This is a genomic window from Pseudomonas sp. AAC (assembly GCF_000725445.1).
GTDB classification, from domain to species: domain Bacteria; phylum Pseudomonadota; class Gammaproteobacteria; order Pseudomonadales; family Pseudomonadaceae; genus Pseudomonas; species Pseudomonas citronellolis.
Window position 1 is genome coordinate 778,259 of record NZ_KL647096.1, and the last position, 16,508, is coordinate 794,766.

At 68.7% G+C, this 16,508-nt stretch carries 13 protein-coding genes; 7 read left to right on the forward strand and 6 right to left on the reverse strand.

Features of this window, described 5'->3' with window-relative positions:
• Positions 1-167 precede the first annotated feature (167 nt).
• The 5 genes from gltP (at position 168) to FG99_RS13315 (ending at position 6,000) form a co-directional block, all read left to right on the forward strand.
• Positions 168-1,502 (forward strand): glutamate/aspartate:proton symporter GltP, encoded by a 1,335-nt coding sequence (gltP, locus tag FG99_RS13295; protein ID WP_043270164.1) that lies wholly within the window; start codon positions 168-170, stop codon positions 1,500-1,502.
• Positions 1,503-1,718: 216 nt separating this feature from the next.
• Positions 1,719-2,948 carry a nucleoside recognition domain-containing protein gene (locus tag FG99_RS13300; RefSeq protein WP_043270166.1) on the forward strand — a complete coding sequence of 410 codons (1,230 nt, stop codon included), beginning with the start codon at positions 1,719-1,721 and terminating at the stop codon, positions 2,946-2,948.
• A 191-nt stretch (positions 2,949-3,139) separates the two neighbouring features.
• Positions 3,140-3,811, forward strand: coding sequence for a S1C family serine protease (locus FG99_RS13305; RefSeq protein WP_009614386.1), 672 nt, complete (start codon positions 3,140-3,142; stop codon positions 3,809-3,811).
• Between the two features lie 222 nt (positions 3,812-4,033).
• Positions 4,034-5,326, forward strand: a complete 1,293-nt coding sequence (locus FG99_RS13310; protein ID WP_043270168.1) for an MFS transporter — start codon at positions 4,034-4,036, stop codon at positions 5,324-5,326.
• A 122-nt stretch (positions 5,327-5,448) separates the two neighbouring features.
• A complete protein-coding gene (locus FG99_RS13315; RefSeq protein ID WP_009614384.1) occupies positions 5,449-6,000 on the forward strand; it encodes a GNAT family N-acetyltransferase in 552 nt (183 codons plus the stop codon).
• Positions 6,001-6,003: 3 nt separating this feature from the next.
• Here FG99_RS13315 and FG99_RS13320 read toward each other — a convergent pair whose 3' ends face one another.
• Entirely contained in the window at positions 6,004-7,386 is a 1,383-nt protein-coding gene (locus FG99_RS13320) for a M16 family metallopeptidase (protein ID WP_043270170.1), read from the reverse strand.
• A 196-nt stretch (positions 7,387-7,582) separates the two neighbouring features.
• Between FG99_RS13320 and FG99_RS13325 the strand changes: the two genes are divergently transcribed.
• Entirely contained in the window at positions 7,583-8,542 is a 960-nt protein-coding gene (locus tag FG99_RS13325) for an NAD-dependent epimerase/dehydratase family protein (RefSeq protein ID WP_043270172.1), read from the forward strand.
• Between the two features lie 332 nt (positions 8,543-8,874).
• Here FG99_RS13325 and FG99_RS13330 read toward each other — a convergent pair whose 3' ends face one another.
• The 4 genes from FG99_RS13330 to FG99_RS13345 form a co-directional block, all read right to left on the reverse strand.
• Positions 8,875-10,443, reverse strand: a complete 1,569-nt coding sequence (locus tag FG99_RS13330) for a methyl-accepting chemotaxis protein (protein WP_043270174.1) — start codon at positions 10,441-10,443, stop codon at positions 8,875-8,877.
• On the reverse strand, positions 10,440-12,620 hold the full coding sequence (locus FG99_RS13335; protein ID WP_043270176.1) for a putative bifunctional diguanylate cyclase/phosphodiesterase: 2,181 nt from the start codon (positions 12,618-12,620) through the stop codon (positions 10,440-10,442). The genes FG99_RS13330 and FG99_RS13335 overlap by 4 nt, the downstream gene beginning before the upstream one ends.
• A gap of 153 nt (positions 12,621-12,773) precedes the next feature.
• Positions 12,774-13,097 (reverse strand): hypothetical protein, encoded by a 324-nt coding sequence (locus FG99_RS13340; RefSeq protein ID WP_043270178.1) that lies wholly within the window; start codon positions 13,095-13,097, stop codon positions 12,774-12,776.
• A 104-nt stretch (positions 13,098-13,201) separates the two neighbouring features.
• Positions 13,202-14,917: a Na/Pi cotransporter family protein gene (locus tag FG99_RS13345; protein ID WP_009614371.1), complete on the reverse strand. Its 1,716-nt coding sequence runs from the start codon at positions 14,915-14,917 to the stop codon at positions 13,202-13,204.
• 476 nt (positions 14,918-15,393) lie between these two features.
• Between FG99_RS13345 and FG99_RS13350 the strand changes: the two genes are divergently transcribed.
• Positions 15,394-15,885, forward strand: a complete 492-nt coding sequence (locus FG99_RS13350) for an LEA/WHy family protein (protein ID WP_043270180.1) — start codon at positions 15,394-15,396, stop codon at positions 15,883-15,885.
• Here the strand turns inward: FG99_RS13350 and FG99_RS13355 are convergent.
• Positions 15,882-16,490 (reverse strand): hypothetical protein, encoded by a 609-nt coding sequence (locus tag FG99_RS13355; RefSeq protein WP_009614367.1) that lies wholly within the window; start codon positions 16,488-16,490, stop codon positions 15,882-15,884. The two genes, FG99_RS13350 and FG99_RS13355, sit on opposite strands and share 4 nt — an antisense overlap.
• Positions 16,491-16,508: the final 18 nt, after the last annotated feature.

Here is a 16,508-nt window from a genome sequence, read left to right on the forward strand (position 1 = left end):
ACCCGTTCCATTTGCTTTTCCCCATGCCGATTGTGCATGGGGTAGCCGTTTCCGGCATTAGACGCGAAGAAGGGGGGTGGGAATCATGCGCCCTTTTTTTCGCCACCCCGGCCATCCCGGTGGCGGGCGAAACCCCCGACTTCCACAAGAACCAAGGGTGAACACATATGGGCAAAGCCAAGCTCAGCCTCGCCTGGCAGATCGTCATCGGTCTGGCACTGGGCATCGCCATGGGTACCGTGCTGAACCACTTCAGCGCGGAGAAGGCCTGGTGGATCAGCAACATCCTGCAGCCGGCGGGCGACATCTTCATCCGCCTGATCAAGATGATCGTGGTACCGATCGTCATCTCCTCGCTGATCGTCGGCATCGCCGGCATGGGCGACGCCAAGAAGCTCGGGCGCATCGGCCTGAAGACCATCGTCTACTTCGAGATCATCACCACGGTGGCCATCGTCGTCGGCCTGGTGCTGGCCAACCTGTTCCAGCCCGGCGCCGGCATCGACATGAGCACCCTGGGCACGGTGGACATCTCCAAGTACGCGCAGACCGCCAAGGAAGTGGAACACCACCACGCGTTCATCGAGACCATCCTCAACCTGATCCCGTCGAATATCTTCGCCGCCATGGCCCACGGCGAGATGCTGCCGATCATCTTCTTCTCGGTGATGTTCGGCCTGGGCCTGTCGTCGCTGCCGGCGCCCACCCGCGAGCCGCTGGTGAAGATGTTCCAGGGCGTGGCCGAGGCGATGTTCCGCGTCACCCACATGATCATGCTCTACGCGCCGGTCGGGGTGTTCGCGCTGATCGCCGTGACCGTCGCCAGCTTCGGCTTCGCCTCGCTGCTGCCGCTGGCCAAGCTGGTGCTGCTGGTGTACTTCGCCATCGCCTTCTTCGCCTTCATGGTGCTGGGCCTGGTGGCGCGGCTGTTCGGCTTCTCGATCATCAAGCTGATGCGCATCTTCAAGGACGAGCTGGTCCTGGCCTATTCCACCGCCAGCTCCGAGACCGTATTGCCGCGCATCATCGAGAAGATGGAAGCCTACGGCGCGCCCAAGGCGGTGAGCAGCTTCGTGGTGCCCACCGGCTACTCCTTCAACCTCGACGGCTCGACGCTCTACCAGAGCATCGCGGCGATCTTCATCGCCCAGCTCTACGGCATCGACCTGTCCATCGGCCAGCAACTGATGCTGGTGCTGACGCTGATGGTCACCTCCAAGGGCATCGCCGGCGTGCCGGGCGTGTCCTTCGTGGTCCTGCTGGCCACCCTGGGCAGCGTCGGCATCCCCCTGGAAGGCCTGGCCTTCATCGCCGGCGTCGACCGCATCATGGACATGGCGCGCACCGCGCTGAACGTCATCGGCAACGCCCTGGCGGTGCTGGTGATCTCCAAGTGGGAAGGCATCTACGACGGCAAGCAGGGCGCGCTCTACTGGCAGGCGGTGGAACAGGGCCGCGGCGAAGAGCTGCTGAGCGACGCCCGGCAGAACACCGCGCACTGAGCCAGGCCGAACGGCGGATAACGCTTCGCGTTATTCGCCCTACAACCCAACCCACCATTGACGTAGGGCGAATAACCGTTCGCGGTTGTCCGCCGTTACACCGGGCGCATGCCCGGCTTCGGGATCGAGCCCGGAGGCGCTTTGCGGCCTTGGCGTTTCTGGCAGCGATGGACGCGCGCCGTTATCATCGCGGCCAACGTCCTTGGGGGGATACCCATGCTCAACGGCCTCTGGCTCGGCTTTTTCCTGGTCGCGGCGGTCACCGCGCTGTCGCGCTGGCTGCTCGGCGGCCAGGCCGACGTGTTCGCCGCCATGGTCGAGAGCCTGTTCGCCATGGCCAAGCTGTCGGTGGAGGTCATGGTCCTGCTGTTCGGCACCCTGACGCTCTGGCTGGGCTTCCTGCGCATCGCCGAGAAGGCCGGCCTGGTGGAGCGCCTGGCGTGGCTGCTGGGCCCGCTGTTCCGCCGGCTGATGCCCGAGGTGCCGGCCGGCCACCCGGCCATCGGCCTGATCACCCTGAACTTCGCCGCCAACGGCCTGGGCCTGGACAACGCCGCCACCCCCATCGGCCTCAAGGCGATGAAGGCGCTGCAGGAACTCAACCCCAGCAGCACCACGGCGAGCAACGCGCAGATCCTCTTCCTGGTGCTCAACGCCTCGTCGCTGACGCTGCTGCCGGTGACCATCTTCATGTACCGCGCGCAACAGGGCGCGGCCGACCCCACCCTGGTGTTCCTGCCGATCCTCCTGGCCACCAGCGCCTCGACCCTGGTCGGCCTGCTCTCGGTGGCGGTCATGCAGCGCCTGCGCCTGTGGGACCCGCTGGTGCTCGCCTACCTGGTCCCCGGCGCCCTCGCCCTGGGCGCCTTCATGGCGCTGCTGGCCGGGCTTTCCGCCACGGCGCTGGCGCAGCTCTCCTCGCTGCTGGGCAACCTCACCCTGTTCGGCCTGATCGTGGCGTTCCTGGTGCTCGGCTGGCTGAAGAAGGTGCCGGTCTACGAAACCTTCGTCGAAGGCGCGAAGGAAGGCTTCGACGTGGCCAAGAACCTGCTGCCCTACCTGGTGGCGATGCTCTGCGCCGTCGGCGTGCTGCGCGCCTCCGGGGCCCTGGAGATGGTGCTCGGCGGCATCCGCTGGACGGTCGAGGGCCTGGGCTGGGACACCCGCTTCGTCGACGCCCTGCCCACCGCGCTGGTCAAGCCGTTCTCCGGCAGCGCGGCGCGCGCCATGCTGCTGGAGACCATGCAGAGTCAGGGCGTGGACAGCTTCGCCGCGCGCCTGGCGGCCACCGTGCAGGGCAGCACCGAGACCACCTTCTACGTGCTGGCGGTGTACTTCGGCTCGGTGGGCATCCAGCGCGCCCGCCACGCCGTGGGCTGCGCCCTGCTGGCGGACCTGGCCGGGGTGCTGGCGTCCATCGGCGTGTGCTACTGGTTCTTCGGCTGAGGCCCGGCCGTTTAATTAACAAAAGCGGAAAATATTTAAATATCCTTATTCTTCTGAAGTTTCTTTCAGAAACAATTGGGTAATTGGATTTTTAATTAAGGATTCGCGCCACTTAATAGGGTTAATTTTCCATAAGAACTTTCCTTTAATCGAAATTAGATTTTCCTCAAATCAAATTAAGGAAAATCGCAATGAGAGGGAAAGTGAGTTGCCTGGCGCTGTGCGCCCTGCTGGCCGGCTGCAACGGCTGGGTGAAGCCGGAAGTCGATGGCCAGCTCAATTCGCGTTATTTCACGGTGTTGTCCGGCCTGCCGGCGCCGGGGCTGATGGTGGCTTCGGCGGTGCAGTGGAACGCCGACTATGCGGTGACCGCTGCCCACGTGCCCTACCTGTCGGACCTGGCCTATTCCTGCAGCACCCGCTGCGACCTGGTGTTCATCCGCCGCAAGGCCGACGGACCGCTGCCGCACTGGCGCGCGCCGCGCAACGGCGAGGCGGTGACGGCGCTGGGCAGCAGCACCCTGCTGCTGCCGGTGAGCTCCCGCGGGCGGGTGTGGCCGGTGCCCTACCGCAACCTCAACGAGCCCAACGAAGAGCTGTACGGCATCCATGACGCGGCCCTGGCCCAGGGGATGTCCGGCGGGCCGCTGGTGGCGGCCGACGGCAGCGTGCTGGGCATGAACATCGGCTACAAGGGCACGGCCTGGGGCGGCGTGCAGCACCCGGGGCTCAAGGGCGCCAAGCGCATCAGCGTGTTCGTGCCCTACGCGGTGATCGAGCGCGAATGGAAGCTGTTCCAGGTGAAGCTGGCGCGGGAACGGGAAGCGGAAATGGGGCGCCGGTTGCAGGCGAGCAATCCCTAGGCGGGAATGACGCCTGCCATACCTGCCAATCTTTTGTGAATTTTCCGACGAGCTGTCACGAAGCTTTCACCAGCCTTTCAAACCCTTGTAATTCGGGCCTTTCAGCCATTTTTCATTTGATCTCGGGCAGTTTTTACACATAGGGTTACAAATATCTTCCCGGCCGCTGCCTGCCTGCTCGCATCCGGGAAGGGCCCCGTGATCGTCAGAATGGTGTTTCCCATGGCTTCCAAGAATTCCAAGGCCAAGGCCGTGTTCCGCGTGGTCAGCGGCAATTTCCTCGAGATGTACGACTTCATGGTGTATGGCTTCTACGCCACCGCCATCGCCAAGACCTTCTTCCCCGGCGACGATCCCTTCGCCTCGCTGATGCTGTCGCTGGCCACCTTCGGCGCCGGCTTCCTGATGCGCCCATTGGGGGCCATCTTCCTCGGCGCCTACATCGACCGCCACGGCCGCCGCCAGGGCCTGATCATCACCCTGGCGCTGATGGCCATGGGCACCCTGCTGATCGCCTTCGTCCCCGGCTATTCCACCCTCGGCGCGCTGGCGCCGCTGCTGGTGCTGCTCGGCCGCCTGCTGCAGGGCTTCTCCGCCGGTGTCGAGCTGGGCGGCGTGTCGGTGTACCTGGCGGAGATCGCCACCCCCGGCAAGCGCGGCTTCTTCGTCAGCTGGCAGTCCGCCAGCCAGCAGGTGGCGGTGGTCTTCGCCGGGCTGCTGGGGGTGATCCTCAACCGCTGGCTGAGCCCCGCGGAAATGGGCGAGTGGGGCTGGCGCGTGCCCTTCTTCGTCGGCTGCATGATCGTCCCGGCGCTGTTCGTCATCCGCCGCTCCCTGGAGGAGACCGAGGCCTTCCAGCAGCGCAAGCACCACCCGCGCCTGGGCGAGGTGCTGCGCTCCATCGGGCAGAACTTCGGCCTGGTGCTGGCCGGCACCGCCATGGTGGTGATGACCACCGTGTCCTTCTACCTGATCACCGCCTACACCCCGACCTTCGGCCGCAACGAGCTGCACCTGTCGGACTTCGACGCCCTGCTGGTGACCATGTGCATCGGCCTGTCGAACTTCTTCTGGCTGCCGGTGATGGGCGCGCTGTCCGACCGCGTCGGCCGCCGCCCGCTGCTGCTCGCCGCCACCGTGCTGGCGCTGCTGACCGCCTACCCGACGCTGTCCTGGCTGGTGGCCGAGCCCAGCTTCGCCCGCCTGCTGACGGTGGAACTGTGGCTGTCGTTCATCTACGGCAGCTACAACGGCGCCATGGTGGTGGCGCTGACCGAGGTGATGCCGGCGGACGTGCGCACCACCGGCTTCTCCCTGGCCTACAGCCTGGCCACCGCCACCTTCGGCGGCTTCACCCCGGCGGCCTGTACCTGGCTCATCCACGCCCTGGACAACAAGGCCGCTCCCGGCCTGTGGCTGAGCGGCGCGGCGCTGCTGGGCCTGGTCGCCACCCTGGTGCTGTTCCGCCGCCGCGGCCGCGCGGCCCCCTCGGGCGAGGCGCTGGCCGGCGCCTGAGGGCCTGCGGCGCTTTGCCACTGGCCGCCCCCGGCCGGCCTTGATCTCGGTCAAGGGTGGCCAGGGTCGGCAGGAGAAGGATAGGTCAATGACATTTCCTTCTTCTCCTCGGAGACAACGCCATGCCCACCCCCCTGCACCAGCAAGCCGCGGCGCTCGCCGCCGGCGGCCATGACCACTGGATCGAGACGCTCGACGACGGCAGCCACGTGCTGATCCGCCCGCTGCGCGCGGAAGACCGCGAACTGGAGCGCAACTTCCTCGAACGCCTGTCGCCGATGACGCGCAAGCTGCGTTTCCACGGCGAAGTGAAGATCAGCGACGCGCTGCTCGACAGCCTGATGGACGTGGATTACCAGGACAACATGGCATTCGTCGCCCTGGTGCACGACGATGGCGAACTGCGCGAAATCGGCATCAGCCGCTACGCCAAGGTGGACGCGAACCAGTGCGAATGCGCCCTGACCACCGCCGACGACTGGAAGCGCCGGGGCCTGGGCAAGGCGCTGATGCGCCACCTGATCGACGTGGCGCGGCGCAACGGCTTCACCCAGATGTACAGCATCGACCAGGCCATCGACCGCGACATGCGCGACCTCGCCGTGGAACTGGGCTTCCGCGCCCAGCGCGACCCGGACGATGCCACCCGGGTTATCCGCCGCCTGGCGCTGTAAGGCTCAGCGCTTGCGCCGGCGGCACCACAGCCATAGGGCCGCCGGCGGCAGCAGCACCAACAGCACCGCGCCGGCGGCCAGCGGGTAGGCCATGTCGTCGTCCAGCAGCGGCTTCTCGATGCGCAGGTAGCCTTCGTCCTTGAACAGCTGGCGCGCCGTGTCGTTGGCCCGTTGCAGGCTGACCTTGGCCAGGCGCCGGTCCTCGTTGGGGAACTGGCTGCCGTCGTAGTCGCCCAGCGCACCCCAGTAGTAGTCGGCGAGGCTGGCGTTGCTCGGCGTGCTCCAGGCCAACTGCGCCCGCTGCACCCGCTGGATGCGGGCGAAGCGCTGGGCGTCCAGGCCGTGCTGGCGGATGCTCTCCACCACCTCGCGCAGGGCCTTCAGGGTGGCGTCCTCATCCTCCCGGGCGATGTCCGCGTTGAGGCTGAGGAAGCCCTGGTTGGCGTAGGAGGTGCGCTCGCTCCAGGGCCCGTAGGACAGCTCGCGATGGACCCGCAGGTCGGCATAGAGCGCATCGCTCAGGTAGGCCTGCAGCAGGTCTAGGGCGGCGCCGTCGGCCTCGGCCGGCTCGGGGAAGATCCAGTGCACCACCGCGCCCTCGCCGAACAGGCCGCTGTCCAGCGTCCGCTGGCGCGCCGCCGGGCCCTGCATTTCCGGCAGTTCGCGGCGTTCCGGCGTAGCCCGGTCGGGCAGGCTGCCGAAGGTGTGGCTGAGGTAGGCGGGCAGGCGCGGGTCGAGGTCGCCGACCACGATCAGCGTCATGTTGGCCGGCACGTACCAGTCGCTGCGCAGCTGCTCCAGCTGGGCCTGGGTCAGGTGCGCCACCTGCGGGCGCTCGGCGCAGGCCAGGCCGAGTTCCACGGCCAGCTGTTCCTGGCCCGGGCGGCTGGTGTTCTGGTGGTCGAGGAAGCGCTGCAGGTGCGAGTAGTGGCCGCCGTCCTCGCGGATCAGCACCTGCTTGGTGGCCTCCACCTTGGCCTTGTCCAGTTGCGTGCGGGTGAGCACTTCCAGCAGCAGGTCGAGCACCTGGCGCTGGGTGGCCGCCGGCGCCTCGATGACGAAGGTGGTGTCGCCCTCGCTGGTGTAGGCGTTCCACTGGCCGCCCAGGGCCTGCATGCGCGCTTCCAGGCCGGCCTCGTCGCCGCCGTCCAGGCCGCTGAAGAACAGGTGCTCCAGCAGGTGCGGCAGTTGCCGGTCATGGCAGCTGAAGTCGGAGAAGCCGACGCCCACCACCAGGCGGATGGACACCGAGCCGCGCTGGCTGGTCGGCTTGAACAGCACGCCCATGCCGTTCTGCAACTGGTAGCCCTCCACGGTCGAGCGCGAATCGGCCAACGACCAGCCGCCGCCGAGCAGGAACAGGAGGGGGAGGAACAACCAACGCATGGGCCAAGCCTGGAAAAAAGCAAAGCCAGGAGAATAGCGGATTGCCGCCGATCCACCTACCCATGGGCGGCACCCTTGGCGACGGGCTGCGACCTGCCCCGGCCCGGTCTATCATCAGGCGTGGCGCGATGGGTGATTGATGGCCTTTCGCTAGCGGCAACGCCCTGCCGCATCGCCCAACGCGGAGGCCGCTCCCATGCACGTCCTGATCACCGGTGCGGCCGGCCACATCGGCCAGAACCTGCTCAACGAACTGGCGGTCCAGCACCGCGACTGGACGCTGGTGGCCGCCGACGTGCGCAGCCTGCCGACGCAACACCTGCGGCCGAACATCGAGCCGGTGCAGCTGGACATCGGCCACCCCAGGCAGGTCCGCGAGTGCGTGCGGCAGTGGCGCCCGCAGGCCATCGTGCACCTGGCCTCGGTGGTCAACCCGCCGCCGCAGATGTCCGCCACCCGCCTGCACACCATCGAGGTCGGCGGCAGCCGTGCGCTGTTCGAGGCGGCGGTGGAGCACGAGGTGGGCCAACTGGTAGTGGCCAGTTCCGCCGCGGCCTACGGCTTCCACCCGGACAACGCCGAGCTGATCGACGAGAACCACCCCCTGCGCGGCCAGTCGCAGTTCCCCTACGCCCGCCACAAGCACGAGATCGAACAGCTGCTGGCCGGCCTGCGGCAGAGTTGTCCACAGCTGCGCCAGCTGGTGCTGCGCCCCGGCACCATCCTCGGGAGGGGTGTGCATAACCCGGTCACCGACCTGTTCATGGGGCGTTCGGTGCTGGGGATAAGTGGCCGCTGCAGCCGCTTCGTGTTCATCTGGGACCAGGACGTGGTGAACATCATCCGCCAGGGCCTGGAGCAGGGCAGCGAGGGCATCTACAACCTGGCCGGCGACGGCGCGCTGAGCCTGCGCGAGATCGCCGGGCTGCTGCGCAAACCCTACCGCACCCTGCCGGCGCCGCTGCCGCGCGGCGCGTTGGCCATGCTGCGGCCGCTGGGCCTGGCGCCCTTCGGCCCGGAGCAGGTGGACTTCATGCGCTACCGGCCGGTGCTGGACAATGCGAGGTTGAAGCGGGAGTTCGGGTATCAGCCGCGGTATTCGAGCCGGGAGGCGTTTCTGGCGTTCATCGCGGCGCGGGGGTTGCGGGCGGGGTAGGGGGAACTGTGCTGCTGGGGGCTTTTCGTAGGAGCGAGCTTGCTCGCGAATGGTGTTTCCTGGGAGCTGCGGGTGTTGGGGTTCAGAGCGCCCTCTCCCTAACCCTCTCCCTGAAGGGAGAGGGGACCGTTCGGAGTGCGTGGGTATTCCTGAGTTAGCCGGCAACACCGAAGGTTTCAGACTGAAACCATCACTTCTCTCGGCACGGACAAGCCCCCTCTCCCTTCAGGGAGAGGGCTGGGGAGAGGGAACGGAGCCAAGCCAAAACACCGAAGTCACAGCTGGGCACTGTTCTCGAGCAAGCTCGCTCCTACGAAGAGCAGCGCCCTCATTCAGGCGTTGCGCCGCCCCTCCCAGAAATGCCCCGCCATCATCCTCAACCCCGCCGCCAACTCCGCCACCTGCGCAGCGCTGGCCTGGCTATGGCTCGCACTGGCGGCATTGCCGTCGGCCGACTCACGAATGGCCAACAGGCTGCGTTCGATCTCCTCGCTGGCGCAGCCCTGTTCCTCGATGGCCCCGGCGATCTCCAGGCTCATGCGCTGGATCGCCGAGACCTGCCCGGCGATCTCCTCCAGCGCGCCGGCGGCGCGGCCGGCCTGGTCGAGGCTGGTGTGGGCCTGTTCGCAGCTGTGGCGCAGGGCCTGCACCGAGGCGCCGGCGCCGCGTTGCAGGTCGCCCACCAGCCGGTGGATATCCAATGCCGAGTCGGCTGTGCGCGAGGCCAGCGCGCGGACTTCGTCGGCCACCACGGCGAAGCCGCGCCCGGCCTCGCCGGCGCGGGCCGCTTCGATGGCGGCGTTGAGTGCCAGCAGATTGGTCTGCCCGGCGACTTCCTGGATCACCTGCAGCATCCGCGAAATGCCCTCGCTGTGCCCGTGCAGTTGCTCCACCGCCTCGCTGGCGCGGCGCACCGCGTCCTCCAGAGCGGCGAGCTGGCCGCGGGTGGCCTGCACCTCGCCCTGGCCGGCCTGGGTCACCCGCTCGCTGCACTGCGCCGCCACCGCGCTGTGCTGGGCGTGGCGCGCCACTTCCTGGACGCTCTGCGCCAACTGCTGCATGGCGCTGGCCACCTGGTCGGTCTCCTGTTGCTGGCGGCGCGTGCCGGCGCTGCTGTCGGCCACGGTGCCGGCCAGCTGCCCGGCGTGTTCGGCGAGCTGGCGCGAGGCCTCGGCCATGCGCCCGACCACCGCGCCGGTCTCGGCTTCGAGCATGCGCAGGGCGAAGTCCAGCTCGCCGAATTCATCGACGCGGCCGCTGTAAAGGCGTTGGCTCAGCGGGTTGTCGGCGACCTGCCGGGCGCGCGCCAGCAGGGGCCGCAGCGGCTGCAGCTGGTGCGCCAGCCAGGCGCCGGAAAGCAGCAGGGCGAGGCCGAAGGCCAGCGGCGCGAACCCCGGCGCCAGGTACGCCAGCAGCGCGCCCAGGGCCTGCGCCAGGCCCAGGCCTACTAGCAGCTGCGGCAGCAGGCCCAGGCGCGGCCGGCGCGGCAGCCAGCCGGCGCGCATGCGCGCGTACAGCTGCTCGGCGGCCTCGACCTCGGCGGCGCTGGCGCGGGTGCGCACCGACTGGTACTCCACCACCTTGCCGCCGTGGCGGATCGGCGTGACGAAGGCGCTCACCCAGTAGTGGTCGCCGTTCTTGCAGCGGTTCTTCACCAGGCCCATCCAGCTGCGCCCGGCCTGCAGCGTCCGCCACAGGTGGGCGAAGGCGGCCGGCGGCATGTCCGGGTGGCGCACGCGGTTGTGGTTGTGCCCCAGCAGCTCCTCGGCGCTGAAGCCGCTGATGCTCAGGAAGTCCGGGTTGACGTGGCTGACCGCGCCCTTGAGGTCGGTGGTGGAGAGGATGTTGGCGCTGGCCGGCACTTCGACCTGGCGCCCGCTGACCGGCAGGTTGAGCTTCATCGGTGGGTCTCCATGGCCGCGGGGTGCAGGATGTGGGGCGGCAGCGGCGGGCTGAACAGGAAGCCCTGGGCGAAGCGGCAGCCTTCCTTGCGCAGGAATTCCAGGTGCTCGGGGTGCTCGACGCCCTCGGCCACCACCTCCAGGCCGAGGCTGCGGCCCAGGCCGACGATGGCGCGGCAGATGGCGCTCAGCTCGGGGTCGTCGGGGACCTTGCCGATGAAGCTGCGGTCGACCTTCAGCAGGTCCAGCGGGAAGCGCTTGAGGTAGCCCAGGGACGAGTAGCCGGTGCCGAAGTCGTCCAGCGCCAGGCGCACGCCGTGGGCGGCCAGCTCGCGCAGGCAGGCGAGGGTCTCGGCGCCGTCCTGCATCATCAGGCTCTCGGTGATCTCCAGCACCAGGCTCTGCGGCGCCAGGCCGGTCTCGGCGAGGATCTGCCGCACCCGCTCGGCGAAGCCCGGCTGCTGCAGCTGGCGGATGGACAGGTTCACCGAGCAGTACAGCCAGGGTTGGCCGTCGCGCTGCCAGGCGCGGGTCTGCCGGCAGGCCTCGCGCAGCACCCAGTCGCCGACGCGGACGATCTCGCCGGATTCCTCCAGCGCCGGGATGAACTGCAGCGGGGAGACCGGCTGGCCGTCGCGCTGCCAGCGCAGCAGCACTTCCACCGCGATGGGCCGCGGCGGGTCGACGTCGATGCGCAGGATCGGCTGGTAGTGCAGGCTGAATTCGCCGCGCTCCAGCGCCTGGCCCAGCGCGCTCTCCAGCTCCAGGCGGCGCTGCGCGGCGGCCTGCAGCTCGCTGGAGAAGCGCGCGTACTGCGCCTTGCCGGCCTCCTTGGCGCGGTACAGGGCCAGGTCCGCGGCCTGCAGGGTGTCGATCGCCTGGCCCTCGGCGATCAGCCCGGTGATGCCGATGCTGGCGCTGACCACCAGGGTGCGGCCGTCCAGGTGCAGCGGCTGGTGCAGGCAGTCGAGCATGCGCTGGGCGACCTGCTCGGCGTCGGCCAGGTTGGCCATGTCGTCCAGCAGCACCACGAACTCGTCGCCGCCGAAGCGCGCCAGGTGGTCGCCGGGGCGCAGGCAGCGCAGCAGGCGCTGGGCCACCTCCACCAGCACGCGGTCGCCGACGCCATGGCCGAGGCTGTCGTTGATCAGCTTGAAGCGGTCCAGGTCGATGAACAGCAGGCCGGCCTCGCGCGCGCCGGTGCGGCCCTGGCGTTGCAGGGCCTGCTGCAGCAACTCGTCCAGGCGCAGGCGGTTGGCCAGGCCGGTCAGCGGGTCGTGGCGCGCGGCATGGCTGAGCTGGTGCTCGCTGGCCTTGCGCTGGCTGATGTCGCTCTGCGAGCCGGCCATGCGCCCGTCGGTGATCACCCCGCGGGCCTGCACCCAGAGGTAGCCGCCGTCGCGCTGGCGGATGCGGTACTCGTGGTTGAGCAGGGCGGCGCTGCCGCGCAGGTGGGCGTCGATGGCCTGGCGCAGGCCGGGCAGGTCGTCGGGGTGCACGCGGGCGAACCAGCTGGCGCTGCCCTCGCCGAGGCTGTCGCGGTTCAGCCCGAGCATGCGCGCCCAGCGCTCGGAGACGTACAGGCGGTCGTTGGCCAGGTCCCAGTCCCAGATGCCGTCGTTGGCCCCGCGCAGGGCCCGGGCGAAGCGCGCCTCGCTGTCCTCCAGGGCCTGGCGCTGGGCGGCGCCGTAGGTGTCGATGGCCAGCGACATGTCGAAGAACACCCGCTTGAGCAGGCTGGCGAAGGTCTGCGCCTGCGGCGCGTCGCCGAGCAGCTCGTCGAGCATGTGCTGCAGGTACAGGCGGTAGGCGCCCAGGTACCACTTCAGCTCCACCCCCACCTGCTGGTGGACCAGGCCGATGCGCAGGCGGTCGCGCACGTAGCCGCCGTCCTGCGGGGCCTCCCAGAGCTGCTCGTAGTACTGCGCCTGGCTGCGCTTGAGGCGCTGCAGGGTGGCCGGCTCGGCGAGGATGGCCGCCAGCGGCGGGAACTGGCCGAGGTGCGCGTAGAGCTGGTCGATGAAGCGCGCGTGGCTGTCGCCGCGCTCGGCGGCGGCCTGCTGCAGGCGCTGCTCGTCGGCTGGCTGCCAGTGCAGGTAGCGCAGGCGCTGGTCGATCTCCGCCGGCGACAGGCCGATGCGGTCGAGCATGTGGTCGAGCTTCGGTCCCAGGCCCATGCTTGCCTCCTTGTTTTTCTGCGGGCATGAAAAAAGCGCCGCGCCCGTCGCACGATGAATTCGGCGACAGGCGCGGCGCTTTGTCTTGCAGGCCCTTGGCGTCCTGCCCGGCAAAGCCGGCTTCCGCGGTGGCGGAACGTTGGTCGGGGTTTTTTACACCATCGGCGGGGAGGCGGACAACTCCCGCAACGCGGCCTCCAGGCGCAGGCGCAGTTGCCCCAGCTCGCGCGAGCGGAAGGCGTGGCGGCTGCGTTCGAGCACGCCGACGGCGTCGGCCAGCAGGGCGTGCAGGCGCGCGGCATCGCTCAGCGTGGCATCCTTGAACCAGCGGCACAGCGGGGCCTGCTCGCAGTCGCCGGGGCCGGCGAGTACCGCGCAGGGCACCTGGTAGACAGTGAGCAGGGCGCGCACCTGGCGCGCCACGTTCTCGTCCTGGGAGGTCACCAATAACTGGGCCGGAAGCCGGCTAAGGGTCATGGCGTCATGCTCGTGGATGGCAAAGGGCCATTACCCTAGCCGAACGCCATGCCCGGGCATTGACGCGGATCAGTCCCGCGGCGAGCTGCCGCATGCCGGGGGCCTCAGCCGGCCGCGCTGGAGCCTGGCGGCACGCCATGGCCCGGCGGTTGGGCGGCGTCTTCCAGGGCCTGCTCGACGTAGTCGTCTTCGGCCTCCTCGCCGCTGCCGGCCTCGGGGTTGTCGAGGACGGCATAGGCGATGGCGCAGAACAGCGAGTTCAGGCGCTTCATGTCGGCGATCAGGTCCAGGTGCAGCGAGCTGGTCTCGATGCTCTGCACCACCTGCTGGCGCAGGCGGTCGACGTGGGCGTGGGCGTAGCGGCGCTCCTGCAGGCGGAAGCGCTGCTTGGCCCGGCGCAGGCGCCGCGCGCCTTCCTGGTCGCCGTTGAGGAACACCGACAGGCTCAGGCGCAGGTTGACCAGCAGCTGGCTGTGCAGCGCGGTGATCTCGGCCAGGCCGTTGTCCGAGAAGGAGCGGCTGCGCGAGGTCTTCTTGTCCTGCACGGCGCTGAGCATATGCTCGATGATGTCGCCGGCCTGCTCCAGGTTGATGGCCAGCTCGATGACCTCGGCCCAGCGCCGGCTGTCGCGCTCGCTCAGGTCCTCGCGGGGCATGCGCGCCAGGTACAGCTTGATCGCCGTGTAGAGCGCGTCGACGTCGTCGTCGAGCTTGCGGATCTCCTTGCCCAGCAGAGGGTCGCCGCCGCGGGTCACCTGCAGCAGGTTGATCAGCATCTGCTCGACGATGTCGCCCATGCGCAGCGTCTCGCGCACCGCGTTGACCAGCGCCAGGCTCGGCGTGTCCAGCGCCGCCGGGTCGAGGTGGCGCGGGCGCACGCGGTCCTCGGGGGCGGCGCGGTCGGGCATGATGCGCGTGCAGAAGGCGGCCATCTGGGTGGTCAGCGGCAGGCAGGCGAGGCAGCGCACCGAGTTGTAGAGCACGTGGAAGGCGATCACCAGCTCCTGGGTGCGGAACGGCCAGCCGTCCACCCACTGCGCCAGCGGGCCGATCAGCGGCAGCACCAGCACGCAGCCGGCGACCTTGAACAGCAGGCTGCCCAGGGCCACCCGGCGGCCGGCGGCGTTCTGCGAGGTGGAACCGATCAGGGCGAGGATGCCGGTGCCCAGGTTGGCGCCCACCACCAGGCACAGCGCGACCTTCAGCGAGATCACCTTGGAGGTGGCGAGGGTCGCGGTGAGCAGCACGGCGGCCAGGCTGGAGTAGGAGATCATGGCGAACAGCGCGCCGGTCAGGGCGTCGAGCATGACGTCGCCGGTGAGGCTGGAGAACAGCACCTTCACGCCCTTGGCCTGGGTCATGGGTTCGGCGGCCTCGACGATCAGCTGCAACGCCAGGATGATCAGGCCCAGGCCTATGAACACCCGGCCCAACTGGCCCAGGCGCGTCTGCTTGCGGGTGAGGAAGAAGATCACCCCGAAGAAGATCAGCAGCGGCGACAGCCACGACAGGTCGAGGGTCAGCACCCGCGCCATCAGCGCCGTCCCGACGTCGGCGCCGAGCATGATCGCCAGCGCCGGGGCCAGTGCCATCAGGCCGCTGGCGACGAAGGAGGTGGCCAGCAGCGCGGTGGCGTTGCTGCTTTGCACCAGCGCGGTGACGCCGATGCCGGCGGCGAAGGCCAGTGGCCGTTTCTGCACGCTGCGGCTGAGAATGCGCCGCAGGTCGCTGCCGTACACCCGGAGGATGCCGGTGCGCACGATGTGCGTGCCCCACACCAGCAAGGCGACGGCGGAAAGCAGGTTGAGCAGTGTCAGCATGGCGGCCCCCCTCGTTACTGCGTGGCCGCCCAGGCGTGACTACGCTGTGGGACGACTCTGGCCGATTTTTCTGTCATCTAATTGTCATGGTAGACCCCTGCGGTCCCTCGGGGGTTCGACAAGATGCTGATTCGTCGGGGTGTTTACCTTGAGTAAAGCCGTTGGGGCGGGGTTTTGCAGGGGGGCTCGGAAAATCGCGATCGTAAGCGGACCTCGTCCGCGATAGCCGGAAATATCGGCGCGATTCGCGGATGAGATCCTACGGTTCCAGGAAGCACGGCTTTTCGTAGGGTGGCGTTGAGCGAAGCGATACCCATCACCGCAACTGCGCCACCCGCACCATTTCCCTGTAGGAGCGCGCCCTGCGCGCGAATCGCGGGCAGGGCCCGCTCCTACAAGGGGTATCCGAACCACGGTTTCTCCCGGCCACCGCCGCGGGCTAGACTGCCCCGGACACATCGCCAGCGGAAACTCCAATGCCCAAGCGCCTTCTCGCCACCCTGCGCCTGTTCCTCGCCCTCGGCCTGATCCTGGGCCTGGGCGCCTGCGCCAGCCTGTTCGGCAACGACCCGCTGAAGATCGACCTGGTGGGCCTGGAGCCCCTGGCCGGGCAGGGCATGGAAGCGCGCTTCGCGGTCAAGCTGCGGGTGCAGAACCCCAACGACCGCGACATCGACTACGACGGCGTGGCCCTGGACCTGAGCGTCAACGGCCGCCCGCTGGCCAGCGGGGTCAGCGACCAGCGCGGGCAGGTGCCGCGCTTCGGCGAGGCGCTGCTCAGCGTGCCGGTGAGCATCTCCGCTTTCCGCCTGGTGCGCCAGGCCTGGGGCCTGGGCAACGCGCCGCCGCGCCAGGGCATGCCCTACGAAATCAGCGGCAAGCTCGGCGGCGGCCTGTTCGGCACCGTGCGCTTCAGCGACAAGGGCACCCTGGAGTGGCCGGCCGGGGCGCCCTTGCCGACGCTCTAGGGCCTCCAGCCCTGGTCGAAGTAGATGCCGTGCTCGATGGACAGGGTCGGCGCCACCAGCTTGTAGCCTTCCTCGCCGCGCAGTTTGAGCAGCTTCACCCGTTCGACCTGGGGCTGGGTGAGGTCTTCCAGCTTCGCCCGGCTGGCCTTGCCCAGCAGCTCCGGGTTCTTGACCCAGTCCTGGACGTTGCGCGGGGTGATCTCGAAGGTGACCAGCCAGCCCTTTTCCACCGCCGGGCCGAAGTCGTCCTTGTCCAGCTCGGAGACATCCTTGATCTCGTTGCTGAACCCATCGCTGTAGCAGAAGCCCTTGCGTTCGGGCTGGTAGGCGGCCTTGCCGGCGTCGGTGAGGCTGTAGGTCAGGCCATCCTTGCGCAGCAGGCCGACCTTGACGAAGGCGTCGAAGACGTCGGCGTTGCTGCTGTCGGGGGTGCCGGGCGTGCCGAGGGTCAGCGGGAACTGGCCGAACATTCCGGTGGCGCAGTGCGGCTGGTCGAGTTTCAGCGTCGCCAGCTTCTTCTCGATCTCGTCGTGGGAGGGAGTACCGCCGGAGCAGCCGGCGAGCAGGGCCAGCAGGACGCCGGCCGCGGGGAGTTTGCGGAGCATGGGTTTTCCTCTTCCATG